Source organism: Janibacter alkaliphilus, assembly GCF_013408565.1.
Lineage (GTDB): Bacteria > Actinomycetota > Actinomycetes > Actinomycetales > Dermatophilaceae > Janibacter > Janibacter alkaliphilus.
Genome location: NZ_JACBZX010000001.1, coordinates 658457 through 683982, shown reverse-complemented (window position 1 = coordinate 683982; position 25526 = coordinate 658457). Strand labels below are relative to the sequence as shown.

The window sequence follows — 25526 nt, the reverse complement described above, 5'->3', positions numbered from 1 at the left end:
GGCGGATCCCCCGGAGCGCCGGGCTGCCTAGTCTCGGAGCATGAGCACAGCAGCGGGCACGCCGGCCACGATCCAGGTCGACCATCTCACCCGTCGCTTCGGCGAGCACGTCGCCGTCGACGACATCAGCTTCCTCGTCCCGGCCGGCCTGATGACCGGCTTCGTCGGGGGCAACGGCGCCGGCAAGACCACGACGATGCGGATGATCATGGGCGTCCTGGGCATCCACGCCGGCCAGGTGAGCTGGGGCGACCGGCCGATCACCACCGCCGACCGCCGCAGCATCGGCTACATGCCCGAGGAGCGCGGCCTCTACCCCAAGCAGAAGGTCGCCCAGCAGCTGGTCTACCTGGCCCAGCTGAAGGGGATGGACGCCGGCTCCGCCAAGCGGGTCGTCGAGGAGCACCTGGAGCGGCTCGGCCTGGCCGACCGCGCCGGCGACAACCTCGAGGCGCTCTCCCTCGGCAACCAGCAGCGCGTGCAGATCATCGCGGCGCTGATGATCCGGCCGGCGGCGCTCATCCTCGACGAGCCGTTCTCCGGGCTGGACCCGGCCGCGGTGGACGCCATGGCCGACCTGCTGCGCGAGCACACCGCCCGCGGGGTGCCGGTGCTCTTCTCCAGCCACCAGCTCGACCTCGTCGACCGGCTGTGCGACCGGCTGATCATCCTCTCCGGCGGCACGGTCCGCGCCCAGGGCACCCCCGACGAGCTGCGCGGCTCCGCGCCGAGGCGGCACCGGCTCGGTGTCGTCGGCGACGCCGGCTGGGTGCGCGGCACCCCCGGCCTGCACGTGCTCGACGTCGACGGTCCGCAGGCCGTCGTCGAGCTGAGCGAGGACGACCCGGCCGAGCAGCAGCGCACCCTGGACGCCCTGCTGAGCGAAGGGGTCCGCCGCGGCGGCGTCACCGAGCTGACCCCGATCATCCCCCCGCTGTCCGACATCTACCGAGAGGCGACGGCATGAGCACCACGGCCCCGACCACCGGCACCGACCGCAACACCCCCGCCCCCGAGGCTCCGCAGACCGGTCGGATCTCCACCGCCCGCGCCTGGACGCTGGTCGCCCAGCGCGAGGTGTCGGTCAAGCTGCGGGACAAGGCCTTCATCTTCGGCACCCTGCTGTCCCTGGCGGTGATGGTCGCGGCGTTCGCCTTCCAGGCGTGGAACGCCGAGCGCGACCGCAGCTACGACGTCGCGGTGACCTCCTCGGCGAGCAGCCTCGCCGGCAGCCTCGAGGAGCGGGTGCCCTCGGTCGACGACAAGGTGAGCTTCGTCCCGGTCGAGGTTGCCGACGAGGACGCGGCCCGGGCCGCGCTGGCCGACGAGTCCGCCGACGCCTGGCTGCACCAGGACGGCGACCAGTGGGTGCTCACCGGGCAGAGCGAGGTGGACGGCACCCTCACCGGGGCCGTCGAGCCGGTGCTGCAGCAGATCGCCCTGGCCGACAACGCCGAGCAGCAGGGGGTCGACCTGGCGGCGCTGCAGCAGGGCACCACCCTGACCACCTCGCAGATCGAGGGCAGCTCGGACCAGGCGGTGGCGGCGACCGTGGTCGGCATCATCATGGCCGCGCTCTTCTACGTCTCGGCGGTGCTCTTCGGCAGCACGCTGGCGATGAGCGTCGTCGAGGAGAAGCAGTCCCGGGTGGTGGAGATCATCGCCACCTCGATCCCGGTGCGGCAGCTGCTCGTCGGCAAGCTGGTCGGCAACATCACGCTGGCGATGCTGCAGCTGGCGCTGTACATCGCGGTGGCCCTGGTGGGGGTGAGCTTCACCGACTTCGGCGGGATGCTGCCCAACCTCACCTCCGGGCTGGTGTGGTTCGTCGCCTTCTTCCTCGTCGGCTTCACCCTGGTCGCCACGCTCTTCGCGGTGGCCGGGGCGCTGGCCTCGCGGACCGAGGACGTGCAGTCCACCTCGGTGCCGGTGACCATGCTCGTGCTGGCGATGTTCGCCGCGTCCTTCCTCGCCTCCGGCCAGATCGCGGACGTCCTCGCCTACCTGCCCCCCTTCTCCGGGATCATCATGCCCATGCGGGTGGTCTCCGGCGAGGCGACCTGGTGGCAGGCGCTGGTCGCGCTGGTGCTGCTCGCGGCGGCCGCCGCGGTGGTGCTCGCGCTGGCCGAGCGGATCTACCGTCGGGCGCTGCTGCAGACCTCCGGCAAGCTCGGCTACCGCGAGGCGTGGAACGCGGAGATCTGAGCCGCCGGCGCCACGGCGCCGCACACAGACCGCGGCCGGTCGGGGATCAGGGGCCCCGACCGGCCGCAGCTGTCTGCTCGCAGGTGGCCGTCAGTCGCGCAGCGACCGCCGCAGCCGGAGGCTGTTGCCGACGACGAGCACGCTGGAGAGGGCCATCGCCCCGCCGGCGATCATCGGGTTGAGCAGCCCGGCCATGGCCAGCGGGATGGCCGCCGTGTTGTACCCGAACGCCCACGCCAGGTTCTGCTTGATGACCTTGAGGGTGTCCCGGGAGAGCTCGATGGCGTCCGGCACCGCGTCCAGGTCGGCCCGCACCAGCACGATGTCCGCGGACTCCATGGCCACGTCGGTGCCGGTACCCATCGCCAGGCCGAGGTCGGCCCGGGCGAGCGCGGCGGCGTCGTTGACCCCGTCGCCGACCATCGCCACGACCCGGCCCTCGGACTGCAGCCGGGCGACCACCTCGTGCTTGTCCTGGGGCTTGACCCCGGCGATGACGTCCTCGGCGCCGATCCCGACGACCTCGGCGACCGCCGCGGCGTTGGCCTGGGTGTCCCCGCTGAGCAGGTAGACGCCCAGCCCCTCGTAGCGCAGCTCGGCGACCGCGTCGGCGGAGGTCTCCCGGATGTCGTCGCCGACGGTGATCGCGCCTCGGGCGCGACCGCCCCAGCCGACGAAGACGGTGGTCCCGGCCCGCTCGAGCCCGAGCAGCTCGCTGGGGATCTCCTCGAAGAGCTCGGCCTGGCCGACGTTCACCCGGGTGCCCTTGATCGTGGCCACCGCGCCGGTGCCGGGCAGCGCCTCGAAGTCGGTGGCCCGCGGCGGGCGGATGCCCTGCTCCTGGGCCCGGGCGACGATGGCGGCGGCGATCGGGTGCTCGCTGCCGGACTCCACCGCGGCCGCGGCGGTGAGCACCGCGGCCGGGTGCAGGCCGGGCTCGGCGGCCAGGTCGGTGACCTCGGCCTCGCCGGTGGTGATGGTGCCGGTCTTGTCGAGCACGATGGTGTCGATCCGGCGGGTGTCCTCGAGGACCTGCGGCCCCTTGATGAGGATGCCCCGCTGAGCGCCGCGGCTGGTGCCGACGAGCAGCGCGGTCGGCGTGGCCAGCCCGAGCGCGCAGGGGCAGGCGATGATGAGCACGGTCACCGCGACACCGACCGCCGTGCCGGCGCTGCCGGAGCCGATCCACCAGCCGACGAAGGTGAGCAGCGCCAGCCCGAGGACCACCGGGACGAAGACGGCCGAGACCCGGTCGGCCAGCCGCTGCACCTGGGCCTTGCCGGTCTGGGCCTGCTCGACGAGCCGGCTGATCGCCGCCAGGGTGGTCTCGGAGCCGACCGCGCGGGCCTCGACGACGAGCCGCCCGGAGGTGTTGACCGTGCCGGCGCTGACCTCGTCGCCGGGGCGGACGTCGACCGGCACCGACTCGCCGGTGACCAGCGAGGCGTCGATGGCGCTGGCGCCGTCGACGACGATCCCGTCGGTGGCCACCTTCTCCCCGGGGCGGACGATGAAGTGGTCGCCGACCCGCAGGTCGTCGATGGGGATGCGCACCTCGGTGGTGACCCGGGTGCCGGAGTGGATGCGCTGCACCGCGACGTCCTTGGCGCCGAGGTCCATGAGCTCGGTGAGCGCGCTGCGGCCCTCGCTCTGCGCCCGCGACTCCAGCCAGCGGCCGAGCAGCAGGAAGGCGGTCACCACGGCGGCGACCTCGAAGTAGTAGTGCGCCTCGGCGCGGGTGCCCTCGGCCGGGCCGAGCAGCAGCGCGGCCAGCGACCACAGGTAGGCGGCGCTGACCCCGATGCTGACCAGGGTGTCCATCGTCGAGGCCAGGTGGCGGGCGTTGAGCGCGGCCGCCCGGTGGAAGGGCCAGGCGCACCACAGCACCACCGGGGTGGTCAGCAGCCACTGCAGCCAGGGGTTGGCGGTGAACTGCCACGGCCCCATCGCCAGCACGAGCACCACCAGGGCCAGCGCCCCGGCGACGACCCCGCGGCGACGCAGGTCGTCCTGGCGGACGTGGGTGTGCTCCGGGGGCGCCATCCGGGCCTGCGGCTCGATGACGCTGGCGCCGTAGCCGGTGGAGCGGACGGTCGCCAGGATGTCCTCGACGTCCCGCTCGGGCGGGTACTCGACGTGGCCCTTCTCGGTGGCCAGGTTGACGCTGGCGGTGACCCCGTCGAGCTTGTTGAGCTTCTTCTCGATGCGCGCGGAGCAGGAGGCGCAGGTCATCCCGGTGATCGCCAGGTCGACGCTGCGGGTGGCGGTGCCCTCCTCGGCGGCGCTGCGCTGCTCGTCGGTGACCGTCATCGGGGGGCCACCGCGTAGCCGGCCTCGTCCACGGCGGCCTCGACGGCGAGCGCGTCCAGGGGCCCGTCGGAGGTGATGGTCACCGGGCTGTCGCCGCCGGCGACGAGGTCGACATCGACCTCGTGCACGCCGTCGATCGCGGTGAGCTCGTCGGTCACCGCGGAGACGCAGTGGCCGCACGTCATGCCGGTCACGGTGATGGTGGTCTGCTGGCTCATGCTTCTCTCGTCCTCTCTGGGAGCGGGGTCAGGAGCGGACCAGGCGCGCGATGGCGGCGCCGGCCTCGGCCACCTTCTCCGCGGCGGCCTCGTCGGAGGTACGGGCCGCGTCGACCACGCAGTGGCCGACGTGGTCCTCGAGCAGGCCCAGGCTGACCGCCTGCAGCGCCTTGGTGGCGGCACTCACCTGGGTGAGGATGTCGATGCAGTACTCATCGTCCTCGACCATCCGGGCGATCCCGCGGACCTGGCCCTCGACCCGCCGCAACCTCGTGAGGTACTCGTCCTTGCTGCCGGTGTAACCCGCCATCTCGCACTCCCTTTGCTCTGGTACCCCCCGAGGGTACCACTACCCCCTCCCGGTATCGAAGCGGTCGGCCGGGTGGGCCCCCAGGGCCCAGCGCAGACCGGCGGTCACCGCGTGACCGGCGGGGCGGCCCACGGCGCCGGCCGGTCGCCAGCGGGAGCGGTCCAGGTCGAGCATGCTGCGGGCCCACGCCGGGGTGGTGGCCAGCGCGCCGGCGGCGAGCGCGGTGTAGGCGGGGCGGGCCGCCAGCGGCAGGTCCGGCTCGTCGAGGACGTAGCGCACCGTGCGGCGGGCGGCCTCGGTGCCGACCAGCTCGGGCCGGTAGCGCGCCAGCACATCCTCCAGCCCGGCGACCGACCTCGGGGCGCCGTCGAAGCCGAGTCGCTCGCTGATCGAGCCCAGCTGGGCGACGTAGGTGTCTGCCTCGGCCGGGGTCAGCGGTCGGGCGCCGTACTCCTGGTGGGTGACGAGGAAGGAGTGGCACTCGGCGGCGTGCACCCAGGCGAGCAGGTGCGGGTCGGAGGCGGCGTAGCCGCGTCCGTCGGGGGCGGTACCGACCACGCTGGTGTGCCGGCCGCGGATCGCCCGGACCATCCGCTCGGCGTCCGCGGCGGTGCCGTAGGTCGTCGTGGCGATGTAGAGGCTGGTGCGCTGCAGCCGCCCCCACGGGTCGCCGCGGTAGCCGGAGTGCTCGTCGACGCCGGCCATCGCCAACGGGTGCAGCGACTGCATCACCAGCGCGCGCAGGCCGCCGACGAACATCGCCGCGTCCTTGTGCACCCGCCACACCGGGTCGTCCGGGGTGAACCAGCGGGGTCCCTCCGAGCGCCACACCCGCTCCTCGCGGGCGCTGCGGTCGGCGCCGCCGACGCGGCTGCGCACCGCCTCGGCGACGCTGGTGCGCAGCCGGTCCAGACCATCGGCGGGACGCACGATCAGCCCACGAAACGGAAGAGCGGGCTGGCCGGGTCGATCGGCTGGATGGTCAGCCGGGCGGCGTCCATCCGGGCCTGCAGGGCCGGCAGGTCGTCGGGCGAGCCGAGCTCGATGCCGACCAGGGCCGGCCCGGTCTCGCGGTTGCTGCGCTTGACGTACTCGAAGTAGGCGATGTCGTCCTCCGGGCCCAGGACGGTGTCGAGGAAGCGGCGCAGCGCCCCCGGCTCCTGGGGGAACTCGACGAGGAAGTAGTGCTTGCGGCCCTCGTGGATCAGCGCCCGCTCGACGATGTCCGCGTAGCGGGAGACGTCGTTGTTGCCGCCGGAGAGGACCGCGGCCACGGTCGCCCCGGGCGGCAGGTCGAGGGCGGTGAGCGCCGCGGAGGCGAGCGCACCCGCGGGCTCGGCGATGATCCCTTCGGTCTGGTAGAGCGCGAGCATCTCGACGCAGATCGCGCCTTCGGGCACGGTGGTCACCTCGCAGCCGGAGGCGGCGGTGGCGGCGAAGGTGAGGTCGCCGACCCGGCGCACCGCGGCGCCGTCGACGAAGCCGTCCATCTCGGCCAGCGGCACCGGGTGCCCGGCGGCCAGCGCGGCGGTCATCGAGGCGGCCCCGGCCGGCTCGACGCCGACCACCCGGGTGCCGGGGTGACGCTCGGCGAACCAGGTGGCCACCCCGCCGAGCAGCCCGCCCCCGCCGACCGGGACGACGACGACGTCGGGCGCGGCGCCCAGCTCGGCGACGATCTCCGGGGCGATCGTCCCCTGCCCGGCCATGGTCTGCACGGCGTCGAAGGCGGGGATGATCGCCGCCCCGGTGGCCTCGGCGTCCTCGTCGGCGGCGGCGGACGCGTCGTCGTAGACGTCCCCGCCGACGACCACCTCGACCGAGGGGCCGCCGAGCGCGGAGACGCGCTCGCGCTTCTGCCGCGGGGTGGTGCGCGGCAGGTAGACCCGGGCGGTCACCCCGAGCTCGCGGCAGGCGTAGGCCACGCCCTGGGCGTGGTTGCCGGCCGAGGCGCAGACCACCCCGGCCGCCCGCTGCGCGTCGGTGAGCGAGGCGATCAGCGCGTAGGCGCCGCGCAGCTTGTAGGAGCGCACCGGCTGCAGGTCCTCACGCTTGAGCAGCACGGTGGCGCCGGTGGCCTCGGAGAGCCGGGGGGAGGGGCGCAGCGGGGTGGCCCGGGCCACCCCGTCGAGCAGCCCGCCGGCCCGCTCGACGTCGGCCGCGGTCACAGGAGAGGTCACCTGGCGAAGGCTACAAAAGGTTGCTGGCACCACCGCGGCCAGCCAGCACCACCGCGGCGAGCCGGCACCACATCGAGATGGTGCTGGCTCGACGATCTGCGGTGGTTCGACGCGCGGTCCGGCTCAGAGCAGCTGGTGCTCGCGCATCTCGTCCTCGGTCATCAGCCGGGAGCGGATGAGGAAGCGCACCCCCTCGGGGGCCTCCACGGAGAAGCCGGAGCCGCGACCGGGCACGACGTCCACCGTCAGCGCGGTGTGCTTCCAGTACTCGTACTGGCTGGCGCTCATCCAGAACTCCACCGGGGTGGCTGATCCGGCCTCCAGCGTGCCGAGCAGCACGTCGGCGTCCCCGGTCATGAACTCCCCGGCCGGGTAGCACATCGGGGCGGAGCCGTCGCAGCAGCCGCCGGACTGGTGGAACATCAGCGGCCCGTGGGTGCCCTCGAGCTTCTCGACGAGCTCGGCGGCGGCGGGGCTGAGCGTGACCCGGTCGGACATCGGTCTCTCCCTTCGTCCTCCTCGCCGTCACCGACGAGGGATCCTCCCGCCACGGTAGCGGCGGGAGCCGGGCCCCGGGAGTCCCCGGGGCCCGGCCGCCGATCAGAAGAAGCCGAGCTTGTCCGGGCTGTAGCTGACCAGCAGGTTCTTCGTCTGCTGGTAGTGGTCCAGCATCATCTTGTGGTTCTCCCGGCCGATGCCGGACTGCTTGTACCCGCCGAAGGCGGCGTGCGCCGGGTACTGGTGGTAGCAGTTGGTCCACACCCGGCCGGCCTTGATGCCGCGGCCCATCCGGAAGGCCTGGCTGCCGTCGCGGCTCCACACCCCGGCGCCGAGGCCGTAGAGGGTGTCGTTGGCGATCTCCAGCGACTCGGCCTCGTCCCGGAAGGAGGTCAGCGAGACCACCGGGCCGAAGATCTCCTCCTGGAAGATCCGCATGGTGTTCTTCCCGGCGAAGACGGTCGGCTGGATGTAGTAGCCGCCGGCCAGGTCCCCTTCGAGCTCGAGCTTGTCGCCACCGGTGAGCACCTCGGCGCCCTCCTGCCGACCGATGTCGAGGTAGCTCATGATCTTCTCGAACTGGTCGTTGCTCGCCTGGGCGCCCATCATCGTGTCGGTGTCCAGCGGGTTGCCCTGCTTGACCGCCTCGACCCGCGGGATGGCGTCGCCGATGAACTGGTCGTAGATCGACTCCTGGACCAGCGCGCGCGAGGGGCAGGTGCAGATCTCGCCCTGGTTGAGCGCGAACATCGTGAAGCCCTCGAGCGCCTTGTCGTAGAAGGCGTCCTGCTCGCTGGCGACGTTGTCGAAGAAGATGTTCGGGCTCTTGCCGCCGAGCTCGAGGGTCACCGGGATGATGTTCTGGCTGGCGTACTGCATGATCAGCCGGCCGGTGGTGGTCTCGCCGGTGAAGGCGACCTTGGCGATCCGCGGGCTGGAGGCCAGCGGCTTGCCGGCCTCGGCGCCGAAGCCGTTGACGACGTTGAGCACCCCGGCCGGGAGCACGTCGGCGATGAGCTCGACGAGCTTGAGGATCGACCAGGGGGTCTGCTCGGCGGGCTTGAGCACCACGCAGTTGCCGGCGGCCAGCGCCGGGGCGAGCTTCCACACACCCATGAGGATGGGGAAGTTCCACGGGATGATCTGGCCGACGACGCCGAGCGGCTCGTGGAAGTGGTAGGCGTAGGTGTCACCGTCGATCTCGCTGATCCCGCCCTCCTGGGCGCGGATGCACCCGGCGAAGTAGCGGAAGTGGTCGATGGCCAGCGGGATGTCGGCGGCCATCGTCTCGCGGACGGCCTTGCCGTTGTCCCAGGTCTCGGCGACCGCGAGGTCCTGGAGGTTGGCCTCCATGATGTCGGCGATCTTCAGCAGGATGTTGGACCGCTCGGTGGGCGAGGTGGCGCCCCAGGCGTCGGCGGCCTTGTGGCCGGCCTCGATCGCGGCGTCGATGTCCTCGGAGGTGCCGCGGCCGACCCGGGTGAAGACCTGGCCGGTCACCGGGGTGGGGTTCTCGAAGTAGTCGCCCTTGACCGGGGCGACCCACTCACCACCGATGAAGTGGTCGTACTGGTCCTTGACCTGGACGGTCGACTCGGAGCTCCCGGGCTGGGGGAAGACGGGCATGAGGTGCCTCCCGGCGTCTCTGGCGGCGCTCCGTTGCGCCGCGGTGTGCCGAGGCTAGCCAGCCGGAGGTTGGTCGAAGGTAGGTCAGCGGGTGCAGTCCGGTGGCTGGTAGTCCCCGGCCCGCTCGAAGTTCTCGCAGGTCACCAGGCGCGGGTGGTTGGCCCCGGCGACCGTCCCGAGCACCGTGATCGAGGCGACGAGCACGACGCAGACCACCTGCTCCCGGCGCGGCAGGTCGAAGAGGCCCACCCCGATGAGGCGGCCCAGCGCGTAGAGCAGGAAGGGCAGCGACAGGAAGTAGATGCCGGTGACGAGCAGCAGGCCGAGCAACCAGGCCAGGTTGACGTCGCTGATGTCCTCCGGCGCGACCGCGTCCCGCCAGAGCGCGTCGGGGCCGAGCGCCAGCACGAGCATCGAGACGGCCGGCAGGGTGAGGATGATCCGGGTGGGCCAGCCGATCCGGACCTTGCTGGGGTGGACGAGGCTCACCGCGAGAACCACCAGCGAGGCGACCGCGATGAGGTTCTCCCGGCCGTAGCCGATGAAGATGCCGAAGGCACCGAGGTCCCAACCCAGGCTCCACCCGACGATCGACCCGCTGAGGCTGACGACCAGGACGCGGGGCACCGCGGCGGTGCTCGGCGCCGCGCCGTCCTCGCCCTCGGTGCCCTCGCCCGTCTTGCTCTCGGCGCCCTCGTCGACGGGTGCCTGCGCCAGCTCCTCCAGCGGGTCGTCGACGTGCTCGTCCACCCGTCAGCCGCCGAGCGCGGCGTCGACGACCTCCTTGGCCTCGGACTGCACCTGGGCCAGGTGCTCCGGGCCGCGGAAGGACTCGGCGTAGATCTTGTAGACGTCCTCCGTCCCCGAGGGGCGCGCGGCGAACCAGGCGTTCTCGGTGACCACCTTCAGCCCGCCGATGGCCGCCCCGTTGCCGGGCGCCTCGGTCAGCGTCGCGGTGATCGGCTCGCCGCCGACCTCGGTGGCGGTGACCGATGAGGGGTCCAGCGCGGCCAGCCGGGCCTTCTGCTCCCGGTCCGCCGGGGCGTCCACCCGCTGGTAGGCCGGCTCGCCGTGCCGCTGCACGAGGTCGGCGTAGTGCTGCGAGGGGGTCCGGCCGGTGCTGGCGAGGATCTCCGAGGCCAGCAGCGCCAGCACGATCCCGTCCTTGTCCGTGGTCCACACGCTGCCGTCGGTGCGCAGCAGCGAGGCGCCGGCCGACTCCTCGCCGCCGAAGCCGACCGAGCCGTCGAGCAGCCCGGGCACGAACCACTTGAAGCCGACCGGCACCTCCCACAGCTCCTTGCCGAGGTCGGCGGCCACCCGGTCGATCATCGAGCTGGAGACCAGGGTCTTGCCGATCCGTCCGCTGGACCAGCCCGGCCGGGCGCCGCCGTAGAGGTGCTGGATGGCGACGGCGAGGAAGTGGTTGGGGTTCATCAGCCCGGCGTCCGGGGTGACGATCCCGTGCCGGTCGGCGTCGGCGTCGTTGCCGGTGGCGATGTCGTAGCGCTCCCGCTGGGCGATGAGCGAGGCCATGGCGAAGGGGGAGCTGCAGTCCATCCGGATCTTGCCGTCCCAGTCCAGCGTCATGAAGCGCCAGGTGCCGTCCACCAGGGGGTTGACCACGGTGAGGTCGAGTCCGTGCCGCTCGGCGATCTCGCCCCAGTAGTGCACGCTCGCCCCGCCGAGCGGGTCGGCGCCGATCCGCACCCCCGCCTCGCGGACCGCGGCCAGGTCGACCACCGACGGCAGGTCGTCGATGTAGTCGCCGAGGTAGTCGTGACCGGCTGCGTGCCGACGGGCCCGGGCGAAGGGGATCCGGGAGACCCCGTCGAGGTCGGCGGCGAGGTAGGCGTTGGCCGCCGCCGCGATCTGCGCGGTGGCGTCGCTGTCGGCGGGTCCGCCGTGCGGCGGGTTGTACTTGAAGCCGCCGTCCGCGGGCGGGTTGTGCGAGGGGGTGACGACGATGCCGTCGGCCAGCCCGGGACCGGTGGTGCGCCCGCGGTTGGCCCGCAGGATGGCGTGGCTGACCGCCGGGGTCGGGGTGTAGCCGTCCCGGGAGTCGACGAGGACGGTCACCTCGTTGGCGGCGAGCACCTCCAGCGCGCTGGCCCAGGCCGGCTCGGAGAGGGCGTGGGTGTCCCGGCCGAGGAAGAGGGGACCGTCCACCCCCTTCGCTCGGCGGTGGTCGACGATGGCCTGGGTGGTGGCCAGGATGTGCGCCTCGTTGAAGGAGGTCTTCAGCGAGCTGCCCCGGTGGCCGGAGGTGCCGAAGGCGACCTGCTGGTCGACGTCCTCGGGGTCGGGGCTGAGCGTGTAGTAGGCGGTGACCAGGTGGGCCAGGTCGACGAGATCCTGCGGCTGCGCCGGCTGCCCGGCCCGATCGCTGCTCATGTCCCGACCCTAGACCTGAGCGGGGCCCGTCGCGCGGTTGCGCGCGTCGCCCATCAGCTCCGTCGCGCCACCGTCGGCCGGTCCGTCATCCGCCGTCAGTCGCCGGCGGCCAGCCGGGCGGCCAGCTCGGCCCGGGCCGGGTGCGGGCGCTCGCCGAGCGCGCTCAGCGCACGCTCGACCACCTCGGTGTCGTAGGGGGCGATCTCGGCGTAGCGTACGACCGCCTCGGGGCGTGGGTCGCCGAGCAGCGCCTCGCGCACCGCCACCGCCAGGTACTCGGCGGTCTCGGCGAGCCTCGGCGAGTTGGTCCCGGGCACGAGGTCGCCGCCGTAGGCGGCCACTGCCGCGGCGACGTCGCCACGGGCGAGCGCGGCGCGCACCCGCTCGACGTCGCTGCTGACCGGCAGGTCGAGGCGGTAGGGGCGGGAGAGCAGCCGACCGCCGAGGGCCTGCCGCAGGTGCGAGACCTCGGCCTTGAGGGTGCCGGGGGAGACCCGCTCCTCGCCGTAGAGGCTGGCGTGCAGGCGCTCGAGGTTCATCCCGTCGGGGGCCAGCGCGAGCAGCGCGAGGATCTCGCCCTGGCGGCGGGTCAGCAGCAGCCGGGTGCCGTCCAGCCAGCCCTCGACCGCACCGAGCAGCCGCAGGTGCAGCCCCGGCGCGCCGGGTGCAGAGGGCAGCGCGGCGCCGATACCGCCGCGGTGCGGCAGCTCGCGCTCCAGCAGCCGGGCCAGCGCCTGGGCGGCGGCCGCGCCCACCGGGTGGGCCCGGTCCCAGGTGGTGGAGAGGTCGAGCACGCCGAGCTGCTCGCCGGTGGCAGGGTCGTGCACCGGTGCGGCCCAGCACACCCAGGAGTGCACGATCGGGGCGTAGTGCTCGGCGGAGAAGACCGTGGTCGCCCGGTCCATGCGCAGCGCGAGGTCGAGGGCGTTGGTGCCGACGCTCCCTTCGTCCCAGCGGCCGCCCGGGGCGAAGTTGACGCTCTCCGCGCGGCGGCGCATCACCCGCCCGCCGTAGGTCCACAGGATGCGGGTCTGCGGGTCGGTGACCGCCACCACGAGGTCGCCGTCGTCGGCGGCGGAGCGCAGCTCGGACTCGATCCGGCCGACGGCGTCGTGCAGCGGCGAGTCCGCGAAGTAGGCGGCCGTCTCCGACTCGTCGGCCAACGGGGCCTGGGTGGGCTCGTCGTGCAGGTGAGCCCGCGAGCGCGACCACGAGTCCCGGATCTCCGGGCGGACCACGGGCGCGGGCTCCGGATGGTCGCTCGAGGCCGCGTCGCTGGAGGTCTCGTCGCTCCAGGTCTCCTTGGCACGCTCGACCGCGCGGCGTCTGCCGGGCAGACCGTCGCGGGAGCGCTCCATCTCCCCTCCTCGTCGTCGAGTCTCTGACCACGCTAGCCAGCCGGGACCGGCAGCACCAGGTTCCGTTCGGACTAGGGTCGCGGCATGAGCGCCGAAGGCACCCTGACCTGGACGTCCGCGCACCAGCACCCGGAACTGCTGGCCGCGCCGGTCGCGGCCGCGATCGATGCGGTGCCGTCGGCCCGGGTCGCCGAGATCGACCCCGGGCTGGCCGACACGGCGGCCTTCTGCGAGGCGTACGGCTCGGCGCCGGAGCACTCGGCCAACTGCGTGGTGGTCGCCGGTCGGCGCGGCGGCGAGGTGCGCCGGGCCGCGGTGCTCGTGCTGGCGACCGACCGGGCCGACATCAACAACGTCGTCCGCCGCCACCTGGACGTCCGCAAGATCTCCTTCGCCCCGATGGACGAGGCGGTCGAGCTGACCGGGATGGAGTACGGCGGGATCACCCCGGTCGGGCTGCCCGAGGGGTGGCCGGTACTGATCGACGAGGGGGTGCTGGCCGCCGGGGACGTCGTCATCGGCTCCGGGCTGCGGGCCAGCAAGCTGCTCGTCGCCGCCGCCGAGCTGGCTGCGCAGCCGGGTGCCGAGGTGCTGGACCTGGCGATCGGCTGATCGCCGCCCGGGTCGACGGCGCCCCGGCCGGGCGGTTCAGCCGGACGGCCGGGCGGTTCAGCCGGACGGTAGGCCCAGATGTGCCACCGGCTCAGGTCGAGGGGCGGCTCAGGTCGACGGCGCGTCCCCAGTCGCGCAGGTCCAGGCTGCCGGGGGCCTGGCCCACTCGGAAGCTGATCCGGCGCGGCCGGTCCTCGTCGTCCAGCCACACGTCGTAGACGAGACCCTCGCCGAGGTCCATCCCCTCGGGCAGCCCCAGCACGCGCAGCGCCTCGTCGACGTCGGCGGTCAGGCTGTAGCGCGTGGTGCTCACGCCGTCGACGTCCTCACGGCCCTGCCGCCCGGCGCCCCGGGTCGCGGTCAGCATCGCGGTCAGGTGCCGCTCGGCGCTGGTCAGCCGCACCTGCAGGGCCACGGCGCGCTGCTCGGTGCCGGAGGCGTCCAGGTCGATCCTCGTCCAGCGGTCGGCGCCCTGGGCGAAGCAGGCGTCGTCGACGCAGCGGTAGGTGCTCGTCCGGCCGTTGGCCGTCAGCTCCATCTCGCGGTCGCCGGTGCGCAGGTCCTCCGGACCCTGAGCGCGCGCCGCGATCGACCCCTCGCCCACCCGCACGTCCACCTCGGCGCTGCCCGCGGTGTCGACGGCGGCGCCGATCCGGCGGGTCAGGGCGGCGGCGTCCACCGCCTCGCCGGTGGTGGTGGTGCTGGAGGGCGTCGTGGTGGAGGCAGGGTCCTCCGGGGCGGTCATCGTGGTGGTCGTCCGGGGCAGCGGGGTGGCCACCGAGGTCGCCTCGGAGCTGCTCTCCTGACCGCACGCCGCGACCCCGGCCAGGGCGATCCCGAGCACGCCGACGCCGGCCGCTGCGCGGAGCCGGGCGCCGGTCATCGCATCTCCAGGTGGTCGGGGTCACGGGCTGGTCGGTGGCCACCGGCTCGCTGGCCAGGGGTCGGTGGTCGCGCCAATCTAGCCCGCTTTGACCCTGTCCTCGCTGGTGGGGGACAGTGACGGGCATGACCGACGCCGCCATCGTCGAGGGACGTCCCACCAGCCGTCGTGCCCGGGTGGGCGCCACCTTCGCCTACGCCACCACCGACGTCCGCTCCGCGCTGCTCTCCTTCGCCGTCGCCGGCAGCCACGAGATCGTCGAGGAGCACCTGCTGGTGCACGCCGCCGGCCGTGAGGTCACCCCGCGCGAGCTGGCCGGCGACCACGGCACGCGGCTGCACGTCCTCGACGAGGTGGGCACCGGGTGGCTCGAGGTGACCTACGAGGCGATCGTCGACATCACCGTCCCGATCGGCGACCCGACCGGGCGGGAGATCGACTTCGACCGGTGGGTCTTCACCCGGCCCAGCCGCTACGCCGAGTCCGACCGGCTGGCGCCGATGGCGGCGCGCACCTTCCCGGGGCTGACCGGGGTGCCGCTGGTCGAGGCGGTCGGCCGGTGGGTCTTCGAGAACTTCTCCTACGTCTCCGGCAGCAGCCGCGGCACCGACGGTGCGGTGGAGACGCTGCTGGCTGGGCAGGGGGTGTGCCGGGACTACGCGCACGTCGTCGTCTCCCTGCTGCGCGCCCTCGGGGTGCCGGCCCGTCTCGTCTCGGTCTACGCGCCCGGGCTCTCGCCGATGGACTTCCACGCGGTCGCCGAGGCCTGGGTGGACGGGTCCTGGCACATCGTCGACGCGACCCGGATGGCGCCGCGGGAGACGCTGGTGCGGATCGCCACCGGTCGGGACACCGCGGACACCGCCTTCCTCACGACCACCGGCGGGCTGACCACCTTCGACCGGCAGCGGGTGCACGCCTCGCTCGTCGAGGGCGAGATGCCCGAGGACGACCACGAGAGCCTCGTCCGGCTGGCCTGATCCGCCCTCGGCGGGTGCGCCTCAGTCCTCGTCGGGGTCGTAGCCGCGGGCCACCAGGGCGTCGCCCAGCTCGTCGGCGATCCGCGCCGAGCGCACCACGACGGGCACCCCGAGCGCGGTCAGCGAGCGGCCCTGACCCCGCGCCTGCCGCGCCTGCTGCGCGGTGCTGACGGTGGCCAGCAGCAGCGGCACGCTGCGCACCGCCAGGGCGATCGTCATCCCGACCCGGGCCGGGTCCACCCCGACCCTGCGCAGCGGCGCCAGCACCCGCAGCAGCACGCTCAGCATGTCGCTGACCCGGGTGGTCATCGACACCGTCCAGGCCAGCAGCGCGAGGGTGAGCAGCCGGCTGACCGCCACCACCGCGGCGCCCGCGCCCTGCTGCCACCACATGAAGAGCGCCAGCGAGAGCCCGAGCAGCAGCAGCACGACCAGGGGCCGGCGCAGCAGCCGCAGGTCGACCCGGGCGCTGAGCAGCACCGCCAGCGAGGCGAGCAGCAGGCCGGCAGCGATCCACGGGGAGTCGACGAGCAGCGCGCCGATCGAGATGAGCACCAGGGCACCGACCTTGACCCCGGCCGGGGTCCGGTGCAGCCAGGAGCTGCCGGCCCGGTAGACCCCGACGAGGTTCACGCCATCATCCGGCGGTAGCGGGCGACCACCTCGGCGGGCTCGCCGTCTGCAGCGATCCGCCCGTCGGCGACGAGCAGCACCCGGTCGACGTCCTCGAGCAGCTCGAGGTGGTGGGTGACCAGCACCAGCTGCTGGCGCAGCTCGGCGAAGCGGCGCCGGGCGGCTCGCAGGTTGCGCAGGTCCAGCAGCGTGGTCGGCTCGTCGGCGACGACCACGTCGGGCTCGCGCAGCAGCACCGCGGCCAGCGCCAGCTGCTGCTGCTGGCCCGAGGAGAGCAGGTGGCAGGGGTGGTCGGCGTGCGCGCTCAGCCCCTGCTCGGCCATGCTCGCCTCCACCCGGGCGGCCCGCTCGTCGCGGGACAGCCCGAGGCCGCGGAGGGAGAAGTCGAGGTCCTCGCGGACGGTGGGCATGACGATCTGCGCGGCCGCGTCGGGGAAGAGGAAGCCGACCTTGCGCCGTACCCCCTTCGGGTCCTGCGCGGCGACCACCCCGTCGACGACCACCCGCCCCCGGCTGGGGGCGTGCAGGTGGTTGATGGTGCGGGCGAGGCTGGACTTGCCGGAGCCGTTCTCGCCGATGATCCCGATGCGGTGCTCGGTGAGGTCGGCGGAGATGCCGCGCAGCACCGGACGGCCGGCGTGCTCGAGGTGGACGTCCTCGAAGCGGATCGTCATCGGTCGGCGGCGTGGGAGGTCAACGGCACGAGGTCGGCGGTGCGGGGGTCAGCGACGCAGCGTCGGCAGCGCCCGCACGGCCCCGGCGGTGACGATCGCGGCCAGGGCCACCTTGATCGCGTCGACGACGACGAAGGGGGTGATCGCCGCGGCCACCGCCGGCCCCAGCTCCATGCCGGTCACCGCCATGAACCAGCCGGTGCCGATCGCGTAGATCACCGGCATCCCGGCCACCCCGGCGAGGATCAGCCAGGGGGTGGGGCGGGTGCGGCGCAGCGCCATGCCGGCGAGCCAGCCGACGAGCAGCGCGGCCGGCAGGTAGCTGACCAGGTAGCCGCCGGTGGCCCCGGCGAAGACGCCCAGCCCGCCGCGGTAGCCCGCGGCCACCGGCAGCCCGATAGCGATGAGCGCCAGGTAGGCGAGCACGGCGAGCGCCCCGCGGCGCGGTCCGAGCAGCATCGCGGTGAGCGTCACCGCGAAGGTCTGCAGGGTGATCGGCACCGGCGAGATGCCGATCTCGATCGCCGGGAAGAGGGTCAGCGCGACGATCAGCGCGGCGAAGACCGCGACGTAGGCGATCTCCCGCGCGGTGGAGTCGGCGTGGGTGGTGGGCGAGGCGCTCATGCCGGGGTGCTCTCCTGGGTGGTGCCGGCGCTCTGGTCGCCGGGCGTCGTGGCGTGGTCGACGAGATCGGGGGCCAGCCCGAGGTAGGTGGCCGGGGTCAGGGCGGTCAGGCGCTGCTCGACCTCGGCGGGCAGCCCGAGGCCGCGGACGAACTCGATCAGCTCGGGCTGGCCGATCCGGCGGCCGCGCGTCAGCTCCTTGAGCCGCTCGTAGGGCTCGTCCATCCCGGGGACCCCCTGGGCGCCCAGGGCACGCATCGCCGACTGCACCGGCTCGCCGAGGACCTCCCAGTTCTCGTCGAGGTCGGCGGCCATCGCCTCGGGCACGGCGTCCAGGCCGGCCAGGCCACGCACGACGTTGTCCAGGGCCAGCACCGAGTGCCCGACCGCGGTGCCGATGTTGCGCTGCATCGAGCTGTCGGTGAGGTCGCGCTGCATCCGGGACTGCACGAGGGTGCTGGCCAGCACGTCGAGCAGCGCGGTGCTCACCTCGAGGTTGGCCTCGGCGTTCTCGAAGCGGATGGGGTTGACCTTGTGCGGCATCGTGCTGCTGCCGACGGTGCCCTGGCCGCGCACCTGGGCGAAGTAGCCGAGGGAGATGTAGGTCCAGACGTCGGTGCAGAGGTTGTGCAGCACCCGGTTGAAGCGGGCCAGGTCGGCGTAGAGCTCGGCCTGCCAGTCGTGGCTCTCGATCTGGGTGGTCAGCGGGTTCCAGGTCAGCCCCAGGCCCTCGACGAAGGAGCGGCTGACCTGCTGCCAGTCGGCGTCCGGGACGGCGGCGAGGTGGGCGCCGTAGGTGCCGGTGGCGCCGTTGAGCTTGCCCAGGTGCTCGGCCCGCTCGATCCGGCCCAGCTGCCGACGCAGCCGGTGGGCCAGCACGGCCAGCTCCTTGCCCATCGTCGTCGGGGTGGCCGGCTGGCCGTGGGTGCGGGCCAGCAGCGGCACGGCGCGCAGCTCGTCGGCCATGCCGGTCAGCGCCTCGAGCAGGGCGTGCGCCTTCGGCAGCCACACCCGCTCGACGGCGCCCTTGACCATGAGCGCGTAGGCGAGGTTGTTGACGTCCTCGCTGGTGCAGCAGAAGTGGATGAGCTCGCCGAGCCCGGCGTCGGCCTGGTCCGGCGCGATCTGACCCAGCCGCTGCTTGAGGAAGTACTCGACGGCCTTGACGTCGTGCTGGGTGACCTTCTCGGTGGCCGCCAGCTCCTCGATCTCGGCCGGGCCGAAGGTGGTGACCACCTCGCGCAGCCGGTCCTTCTCGTCGTCGCTGAGCCGCCGGACCCCGGGGACCACCCCGCCGTCGGTGAGGTGGATCAGCCACTCCACCTCGACGTGGGTGCGCATCCGGTTCAGCGCGGGCTCGGAGAGGTGGTCGACGAGCGGGGCGACGGCCGGCCGGTAGCGGCCGTCCAACGGTCCCAGGGCGATCGGCGGGGTCGCGTCGGCGAGGCTCTGCATGCAGACAGTGTCCCAGCCCCTCCGGCGGGCCCGAGCCGGGTCCGCCTGTGACGTCCGCCGGCACCAGCTGCGACGCCCGGGCACAGGTGTGCCGCGGGGCGCGCGTGGGGTTGGGTCGGGGCAGGGGCATGAGCCGAAGTGAGCACAGATCGTCGCCTCGCCGGTGGCGGTGACGACGATCTGCGCTCACCGACGACTGGCTCGCTTCGGGGCCGCTCCCAGGAGGTTGCCAGGAGACGTTGTGCCTGTTCAGCGCGCATGAACGGGTTCCACGGGTTACTGTCGAGTCACGACCGGAGAACCCGGTCCAGCCGGGGGGCTGGTGGCGATTCGTTGTCCCGCCCGTCGGTGCATCCGACAGATACCAGCAGGCGTGCACGCACGCCGGACAGGAGCAGGGATGGCGCAGTTCAGCATCGAGGAGATCCAGAGCGGGACCGTCCACGACAGCAGCGGCGACAAGGTCGGCAAGGTCGGCCAGCTCTACCTGGACGACGCGACCGGTGACCCCAACTTCGTCACGGTCAAGACCGGGCTGCTCGGCGGGAACGAGAGCTTCGTGCCGCTGGACGGGGCGCGGATCGACGGCGACGAGATCCACGTGCCCTACACCAAGGACGTCATCAAGGACGCCCCGAACATCGACGAGGACGGTCACATCGACCCCGCCCAGGAGGAGGAGATCTACCGCTACTACGGGCTCGACGACGGTGCGGCCGGTGACGGTGGGGCCGATGGTCACGCCGGTGTCGGCGGTGACGGGGGCGCTGACGGTGCGGCGGGCACCGCGGCCGCGGGCACGGCTGCGGCCGGTACCGCCGCCGCGACCCGTGGTGACGGTGGCGCGGACGGTCATGCCGGTGTCGGCGGTGACGGTGGCGCCGACGGTGCGGCCGGAGACGGTGGCGCCGATGGTCACGCCGGGGTCGGCGGTGACGGTGGCGCCGATGGCGCGGCCGGAGACGGCGCGGCCGGCGACTCGGTGGTCCGCCGCGAGGATGAGGTCCGGGTCGGCACCGAGCGGGTGCAGACCGGGCGGGTCCGCCTGCGCAAGCACGTGGTCACCGACACCAAGACCGTCGAGGTCCCGGTTGAGCGCGAGGAGGTCGAGGTCGTCCGCGAGCCGATCGCTGACGGTGGTCGCGGCGGCGACCTGGCCGAGGGCGAGGCCGAGGTGACCCTCAGCGAGGACCGCCCGGTCGTCGAGAAGGAGGTCGTCGACAAGGAGCGCGTCGGCCTCGGCAAGACGACGGTCCAGGACACCGAGCGCGTGCAGACCGACGTCAGCCGCGAGGAGGTCGACATCGTCGAGGACGGTGACGGCACCGGTCGCGCCTGACGGCCATCTCCCTGGGGGAGGCGTGCCCCCGGCCTGCGGGCCGGGGGCACGGTCGTGCCCGGACGGAGTCCGGGCACCCGGACCCCCGCCGGGGCCCGCCGAGCAGTACGGTGAGGGGACCGACGACGGCGTACCCCGCCGAGACAGGAGCATCGATGAGCACCTTCGACCTGGACGCCCTCCAGAGCGGCACCGTCTACGACAGCAACGGGGACAAGGTCGGCAGCGTCGGCCAGCTCTTCCTCGACGACGCGACCGGCAACCCGAACTTCGTCACCGTCAAGACCGGGCTGCTCGGCGGCAGCGCGAGCTTCGTCCCGCTGCGCGACGCGCAGATCGACGGCGGTGACATCCGCGTGCCCTACACCGAGGACCAGATCAAGGACGCCCCCAGCCTGGACGAGGACGGCCACATCGACGCCGCCCAGGAGGATCAGGTCTACGCCCACTACCGGCTGGAGAGCGGTGCAGGTCCGGCCGCCGCGGACGGTCACGCCGGTCCTGGTGGTGACGGTGGCGCCGATGGTGCTGCTGGTGATGGTGGCGCGGACGGTCACGCCGGCCTCGGCGGTGATGGTGGCGCCGATGGTGCTGCGGGTGATGGTGGCGCGGACGGTCACGCCGGCCTCGGCGGTGATGGTGGCGCCGATGGTGCTGCTGGTGATGGTGGCGCGGACGGTCACGCCGGCGCTGGTGGTGATGGTGGTGCCGATGGTGCTGCGGGTGATGGTGGCGCGGACGGTCACGCCGGCGCTGGTGGTGACGGTGGCGCCGATGGTGCTGCGGGTGATGGTGGCGCGGACGGTCACGCCGGTCCTGGTGGCGATGGTGGCGCCGATGGTGCTGCCGGTGATGGTGGCGCGGACGGTCACGCCGGCCTCGGTGGCGATGGTGGCGCGGACGGTGCTGCCGGTGATGGCGGCGCGGACGGCGCTGCCGGCCGACCCGTCTGAGACCCCTTCGACACGACGACGGGCGCCTGGTGATCCGGGCGCCCGTCGTCTGTTCTGTCTCCGTCGCGGTGGCTCAGCCGCGGGACGCGAGGTCCGCGCGCACCCGGTCGACCACCCCGTCAGCGGCGCCGTCGACCTCCGCGTAGGTCCGCTCGAAGCCGGCCTCGTCGCCGTACCAGGGATCGTCCATGCCCTGCTCCGCCTCGCTCGGCACGGCCGGGTCGAAGGCGCGGAGCATGTGCACCTTGTCCTTGTCGGCCGGGGTCGGGGCCATCCGCCGCAGCGTGGAGAAGTGCCCGTGGTCGGCCGCGAGCACCAGGTCGGTCTCCGGGAACCAGGAGCGCTCCATCACCCGGGCCCGGTGCTGCCACCCGTCGACGTCGTGGCCGTGGCGCCGCAGCACGTCCACGGTGCGCGGGTCGGGCGGGTTGCCCTCCTCCCACGCGGTGGTTCCGGCGGAGTCGACGACCGCCTGGTCCCCGAGCCCGGCGGCGTCCAGGCGCTCACGCAGCACGAGCTCGGCCATCGGGGAACGGCAGATGTTGCCCGTGCACACCACGGTGATCCGGTAGGGGCGATCCATGCCTCCACCCTCTCGCACCGGTGCACTCGTCACGGCGCCCGGGTGGCCGCGGTCTCAGGCCGCGACGGCCCGGCGCAGCTCGCGGCCGGACCAGCGTCGCCGCACGTCACCGGCCTGCTCGGCCTCGCGGACCAGCGCGGTCAGCGCCCGGCTCACCGGGGTGGCCACCCCGAAGCGGTCGCCGAGGTCGCTGATCGCTCCCTGCAGCTCGCCGATCTCCGTCGGTCGTCCGGCGGCCAGGTCGTCGGCCATCGAGGAGCGCGCATCCGGCCCGATCGTCAGCTGGGTGCGGGCCAGGGTGGCGAAGAGCGGGGTCGGGCTGCGCAGCAGCGCCGGCATCGCGGCCGGCGGCAGCGGGGTGAGCCGGGCCGGCGACACCGACGCGGCCCGGGCCACCGCCAGCGCCTCGTCCTGGCAGGCGGCCAGCACCCGCCGGTGGTCCCGGTCCCGCAGCTGTCGGGCCAGCGGCTCGCCGGAGAGCGCGTTGACCGCGTTGTTGAGGTTGAGCAGCAGCTTGGCGAAGAGGATCGAGCGCATGTCCGGGTCGACGTCGATCCGCAGGCCGCCCGCGCCCGCGGCCCGCACCAGCGGCTCGACCCGGGGGTGGTCCTTGACGACGATGCGCCCGCTGACCGTCTGGTCCCAGGCGGCCGGGGCGCTGCGCACGACGTTGAAGGGGACCATCCCGCTGAGCACGAGCGGCCGGCCGGCCCGCGAGGGGAAGGTCTGCGCCAGCGCCTCGTCCACCGCGGTGGCGTTGCGCAGGCCGTTCTGCAGGGAGACGACGATCGTGTCCGGCTCGAGGAAGGGGGCGATCATCGCGGCGGCGTCCGCGGTCACCGTCGACTTGGTGCACAGCAGGACGATGTCGCAGTCCATCACCGCGCTCGCCTCGGTGGACAGCCGCAGCTCGCTGGCAGGGACCGTCCGGCGGCGCCCGCGCAGGTCGACGGCGGTCAGCCCGTCGGCCGCCACGGCATCGAGGATGCCGGGGCGGCCGACGAGCGTCACGTCCGCGGCCGCGGCGAGGTGGGCGCCGACGAAGCAGCCGATGCTGCCGGCGCCCATGACGCCGATCCGTCGTCGCTCCATCTCAACCCCTTCGTGCCCGGCCCCCGCCGGATCACCTCAGCCTAGCGACCGGCCGGCTCCGGGACCGGTGCACCGGCGGCGTGGCGCGGCCGGTGCCGACCCTTCCGGCCACCCGTGGGGGCGTCGTCCTCGGGGCCGTCGTCGTCGCCGGGGCCGCCGTCGCCACCGTCGCCGGGACCACCGTCGCCGGGGCCGCCGTCAGACCCGCCGCCGTGGCCGTGGTCGCCGCCGCTGCTGCTGCCGCTGCCCTCACGGGCCAGGGACTCGCCCTCGACGTCGACGTTCGGCACGATCTTGTCGAGCCAGCGCGGCAGCCACCAGGCCTTGTCGCCCATGAGGTACATCAGCGCCGGGATGAGCACCTGACGGACCAGGAAGGCGTCCAGCAGGACGGCGAAGGCCAGCGCGAAGCCGATCGACTTCACCAGGGTGTCGTCCTGCAGCATGAAGGCGGCGAAGACCGAGATCATGATCGCCGCGGCCGCGGTGACGACGCGCGAGCCGAACCGGAAGCCGTCCACGACCGCGCCGTCCGCGGTGTCGCCGTGCACGTAGGCCTCGCGCATCCGGGTGACGAGGAAGACCTGGTAGTCCATCGCCAGCCCGAAGACGATCCCGATGATGAGCATCGGCAGGAAGCTCATCAGCGGCGCCGGGTCGAAGATCCCGAAGAGCCCCTGCTGGAAGACCAGCACGGTCGCGCCGAGCGTCGCCAGCACCGAGCCGAGGAAGCCCAGGGTCGCGGTCAGCGGCACCAGGATCGAGCGGAAGACCATCATCAGCAGCAGGAAGGCCAGCCCGACGACCACCGCGAGGTAGGGGACCAGCGCCTCGAGCAGCCGCTCGGAGACGTCCACCTGGATCGCGGTGAGGCCGGTGACGCCGACCGTGGCGCCGGTCTCGGACTCGATCTGGGCCTGGCTGTCGCGCAGGTCGTGGAGCAGGTCCTCGGTGGCGACGTCGTCGCCCCCGGTGCCGGGGGTGACCAGGATCTGCGCCCCGGTGCCCGCCTCGCTGACCTGGGTGACCTGGGCGTTGACCACGTTGTCCTGGCCGGCGGCCCACTCGGTCACCGCGCCGAACGCCTGCTGGGCGGCCTGCGGGTCGTCGCCGGCCGCCTCGCGGGCGTCCACGACGACGAGGAAGGGGGCCTGGCGCCCTTCGCCGAAGCCCTCGCTGACGAGGTCGGCCGCCTTGCGCTGGGTGGTGTCGGTGGCCGCGGTGGAGTCCGTCGGCAGGCCCAGGTGGATGTCCTTCATCGGCACCGCCAGGGCGACCAGCGCGGCCACCACGGCGATCACCGCGATCAGCGGGCGGCGCCGCAGCAGGCGGGCCCAGCGGGTGCCGTTGTTGACCAGCTCGCCCTCGGTGACCAGGTGGTCCTTGCGCACCCGCCCGGCGAAGGCCTTGCCCTTGAGCATGCCCATGAGCGCCGGCACCAGGGTCAGCGAGACGAGCACGGCGACGAAGACCGTGCCGGCGGCCGCCAGACCCATCGAGGTGAGGAAGGGGATGCCGACGACAGCGAAGGCGGCCAGCGCGATGATCACGGTCAGGCCGGCGAAGACGACGGCCGACCCGGCGCGGCCGAGGGCGAGTCCGATCGCCTCCTCGCGGTCGGCGTGCCGCAGCTCGGCCCGGTAGCGGGAGAGGATGAAGAGCGCGTAGTCGATGCCGACCGCCAGACCGAGCATCGTCGCCAGGATCGGCGTGGTGGTGCCGATGTCGGTGAAGATCGTCGCGATCGAGACGCCGATGACGCCGATCCCGACGCCGACGAAGGCGGAGATGATCGGCATGCCGGCCGCGACCAGCGAGCCGAAGGTGAGCACGAGGACGACCAGGGCGAAGGCGACGCCGATGAGCTCGCTGGTGCCGCCGGTCTCGGGCACGGCCTGCATGGCGGTGCCGTTGACCTCGGCCTGCAGGCCGTCGGCGCGGGCGTCGGCCAGGGCGGCCTCGACCTCTTCGCGGGTGGTCTCCTCGACGTCCGTCGAGGACTCCACGTCGAAGGTCCAGCTGATCGTGCCGATCTGGCCGTTCTCGCTGAGCGGCGAGATCGCGGCGACGTTGGCGGCGACGACCTGCTCGGGCATGCCGTTCTGCTCGCCCGCCTCGGCCATCTGCTGCTCCAGCCCGGCGGCGGCGCGGCTCGGCGAGACGATCGCGGTCTGCGCGGTCTGCTCGTCCATCTGGGGCAGGTCGCGCAGGTCGCTGACCAGGCTCTGGACGGCCTCGGCGTTCGCCGGGTCGTCGAGGGTCTCACCCTCGGGGGCGGCGACGACGACGGTGGCCGAGGCCTCGTCGAGGGCGTCACCGGAGCCGGGGAAGAGCTCGTTCTGCAGGGTCTGGGCCTCCTCGGAGGGGATGCCCGGGATGGTGAACTGGTCCGACATCGGCTTGCTCTGGGTGGCCGCCACCGCGCCGAGCGCGACGATCAGCGCCAGCCAGGCGACGATGACGACCGGCCAGCGGCGGTAGGCCGTCCTGCCGAGCCGGTAGAGGGCGTGGGCCATGGAGATGTCCTTGTCTGTGCGGGTGGTGCGGACGGCCACGACGTCGGGGCCAGGGGTGGTCGGTGGTGCAGGGCGTGGCGCGGC

24 protein-coding genes are annotated in these 25526 nt (G+C 73.4%); 6 read left to right on the top strand and 18 right to left on the bottom strand.

The features are described from left to right. Positions 1–40: 40 nt before the first annotated feature. Both BJY28_RS03305 and BJY28_RS03300 read left to right on the top strand, forming a co-directional pair. Positions 41–967 (top strand): ABC transporter ATP-binding protein, encoded by a 927-nt coding sequence (locus BJY28_RS03305; protein ID WP_179461741.1) that lies wholly within the window; start codon positions 41–43, stop codon positions 965–967. Continuing rightward, entirely contained in the window at positions 964–2205 is a 1242-nt protein-coding gene (locus BJY28_RS03300; protein WP_218875142.1) for an ABC transporter permease, read from the top strand. Before BJY28_RS03305 ends, BJY28_RS03300 begins: the two co-directional genes overlap by 4 nt. Before the next feature lie 90 nt (positions 2206–2295). On the opposite strand, the gene BJY28_RS03295 is transcribed toward BJY28_RS03300, so the two are convergent. From BJY28_RS03295 to BJY28_RS03250, 10 genes are all read right to left on the bottom strand, one after another. Beyond that, a complete protein-coding gene (locus tag BJY28_RS03295) occupies positions 2296–4515 on the bottom strand; it encodes a heavy metal translocating P-type ATPase (RefSeq protein WP_179461740.1) in 2220 nt (739 codons plus the stop codon). Further along, a complete protein-coding gene (locus tag BJY28_RS03290) occupies positions 4512–4733 on the bottom strand; it encodes a heavy-metal-associated domain-containing protein (RefSeq protein WP_179461739.1) in 222 nt (73 codons plus the stop codon). The genes BJY28_RS03295 and BJY28_RS03290 overlap by 4 nt, the downstream gene beginning before the upstream one ends. A 28-nt stretch (positions 4734–4761) precedes the next feature. Next, positions 4762–5043: a metal-sensitive transcriptional regulator gene (locus tag BJY28_RS03285; protein ID WP_179461738.1), complete on the bottom strand. Its 282-nt coding sequence runs from the start codon at positions 5041–5043 to the stop codon at positions 4762–4764. Positions 5044–5082: 39 nt separating this feature from the next. Next, positions 5083–5973: an oxygenase MpaB family protein gene (locus BJY28_RS03280; protein ID WP_343036936.1), complete on the bottom strand. Its 891-nt coding sequence runs from the start codon at positions 5971–5973 to the stop codon at positions 5083–5085. A 2-nt stretch (positions 5974–5975) separates the two neighbouring features. Next, positions 5976–7223, bottom strand: a complete 1248-nt coding sequence (gene ilvA, locus BJY28_RS03275; RefSeq protein ID WP_179461737.1) for a threonine ammonia-lyase IlvA — start codon at positions 7221–7223, stop codon at positions 5976–5978. 123 nt (positions 7224–7346) lie between these two features. Then, positions 7347–7721: a DUF779 domain-containing protein gene (locus BJY28_RS03270; RefSeq protein WP_179461736.1), complete on the bottom strand. Its 375-nt coding sequence runs from the start codon at positions 7719–7721 to the stop codon at positions 7347–7349. A 102-nt stretch (positions 7722–7823) separates the two neighbouring features. After that, on the bottom strand, positions 7824–9347 hold the full coding sequence (gene exaC / locus BJY28_RS03265; protein WP_179461735.1) for an acetaldehyde dehydrogenase ExaC: 1524 nt from the start codon (positions 9345–9347) through the stop codon (positions 7824–7826). Positions 9348–9431: 84 nt separating this feature from the next. Continuing rightward, complete coding sequence (locus BJY28_RS03260) at positions 9432–10097, bottom strand: hypothetical protein (RefSeq protein WP_179461734.1); 666 nt, start codon at positions 10095–10097, stop codon at positions 9432–9434. Positions 10098–10100: 3 nt separating this feature from the next. Next, positions 10101–11741, bottom strand: a complete 1641-nt coding sequence (pgm, locus tag BJY28_RS03255; protein WP_179461733.1) for a phosphoglucomutase (alpha-D-glucose-1,6-bisphosphate-dependent) — start codon at positions 11739–11741, stop codon at positions 10101–10103. 95 nt (positions 11742–11836) lie between these two features. Next, positions 11837–13099, bottom strand: a complete 1263-nt coding sequence (locus BJY28_RS03250; protein WP_179461732.1) for a helix-turn-helix domain-containing protein — start codon at positions 13097–13099, stop codon at positions 11837–11839. Positions 13100–13183: 84 nt separating this feature from the next. On the opposite strand from BJY28_RS03250, the gene BJY28_RS03245 reads away from it, so the two are divergent. Further along, complete coding sequence (locus BJY28_RS03245; RefSeq protein WP_179461731.1) at positions 13184–13711, top strand: YbaK/EbsC family protein; 528 nt, start codon at positions 13184–13186, stop codon at positions 13709–13711. A gap of 91 nt (positions 13712–13802) precedes the next feature. On the opposite strand, the gene BJY28_RS03240 is transcribed toward BJY28_RS03245, so the two are convergent. Further along, complete coding sequence (locus tag BJY28_RS03240; RefSeq protein WP_179461730.1) at positions 13803–14594, bottom strand: LolA-like protein; 792 nt, start codon at positions 14592–14594, stop codon at positions 13803–13805. A gap of 125 nt (positions 14595–14719) precedes the next feature. On the opposite strand from BJY28_RS03240, the gene BJY28_RS03235 reads away from it, so the two are divergent. Continuing rightward, on the top strand, positions 14720–15574 hold the full coding sequence (locus tag BJY28_RS03235) for a transglutaminase-like domain-containing protein (RefSeq protein ID WP_179461729.1): 855 nt from the start codon (positions 14720–14722) through the stop codon (positions 15572–15574). Between the two features lie 21 nt (positions 15575–15595). Here the strand turns inward: BJY28_RS03235 and BJY28_RS03230 are convergent, their stop codons facing one another. The 4 genes from BJY28_RS03230 to purB are packed head-to-tail and all read right to left on the bottom strand — an operon-like array spanning position 15596 to position 18959. After that, on the bottom strand, positions 15596–16207 hold the full coding sequence (locus BJY28_RS03230) for a CbiQ family ECF transporter T component (protein ID WP_179461728.1): 612 nt from the start codon (positions 16205–16207) through the stop codon (positions 15596–15598). Next, on the bottom strand, positions 16204–16881 hold the full coding sequence (locus BJY28_RS03225) for an energy-coupling factor ABC transporter ATP-binding protein (protein ID WP_179461727.1): 678 nt from the start codon (positions 16879–16881) through the stop codon (positions 16204–16206). Before BJY28_RS03225 ends, BJY28_RS03230 begins: the two co-directional genes overlap by 4 nt. 48 nt (positions 16882–16929) lie before the next feature. Further along, entirely contained in the window at positions 16930–17505 is a 576-nt protein-coding gene (locus BJY28_RS03220; protein ID WP_179461726.1) for a biotin transporter BioY, read from the bottom strand. Continuing rightward, positions 17502–18959, bottom strand: a complete 1458-nt coding sequence (purB, locus tag BJY28_RS03215; RefSeq protein WP_179461725.1) for an adenylosuccinate lyase — start codon at positions 18957–18959, stop codon at positions 17502–17504. Before purB ends, BJY28_RS03220 begins: the two co-directional genes overlap by 4 nt. Positions 18960–19359: 400 nt before the next feature. On the opposite strand from purB, the gene BJY28_RS03210 reads away from it, so the two are divergent. Together BJY28_RS03210 and BJY28_RS03205 are read left to right on the top strand one after the other, a co-directional pair. After that, the gene (locus tag BJY28_RS03210) at positions 19360–20298 is read left to right on the top strand and encodes a DUF2382 domain-containing protein (RefSeq protein ID WP_179461724.1); all 939 of its coding nucleotides are present in this window, start codon (positions 19360–19362) and stop codon (positions 20296–20298) included. A gap of 155 nt (positions 20299–20453) precedes the next feature. Next, on the top strand, positions 20454–21251 hold the full coding sequence (locus tag BJY28_RS03205) for a PRC-barrel domain-containing protein (RefSeq protein ID WP_179461723.1): 798 nt from the start codon (positions 20454–20456) through the stop codon (positions 21249–21251). A 73-nt stretch (positions 21252–21324) separates the two neighbouring features. Here BJY28_RS03205 and BJY28_RS03200 read toward each other — a convergent pair whose 3' ends face one another. From BJY28_RS03200 to BJY28_RS03190, 3 genes are read right to left on the bottom strand one after another with little or no spacing between them, the layout of a single operon-like run. After that, positions 21325–21834, bottom strand: coding sequence for a low molecular weight protein-tyrosine-phosphatase (locus BJY28_RS03200; RefSeq protein ID WP_179461722.1), 510 nt, complete (start codon positions 21832–21834; stop codon positions 21325–21327). A gap of 54 nt (positions 21835–21888) precedes the next feature. After that, positions 21889–22926, bottom strand: coding sequence for a 2-dehydropantoate 2-reductase (locus tag BJY28_RS03195; protein ID WP_179461721.1), 1038 nt, complete (start codon positions 22924–22926; stop codon positions 21889–21891). Between the two features lie 41 nt (positions 22927–22967). Beyond that, positions 22968–25442 carry an MMPL family transporter gene (locus tag BJY28_RS03190; RefSeq protein ID WP_179461720.1) on the bottom strand — a complete coding sequence of 825 codons (2475 nt, stop codon included), beginning with the start codon at positions 25440–25442 and terminating at the stop codon, positions 22968–22970. Positions 25443–25526: the final 84 nt, after the last annotated feature.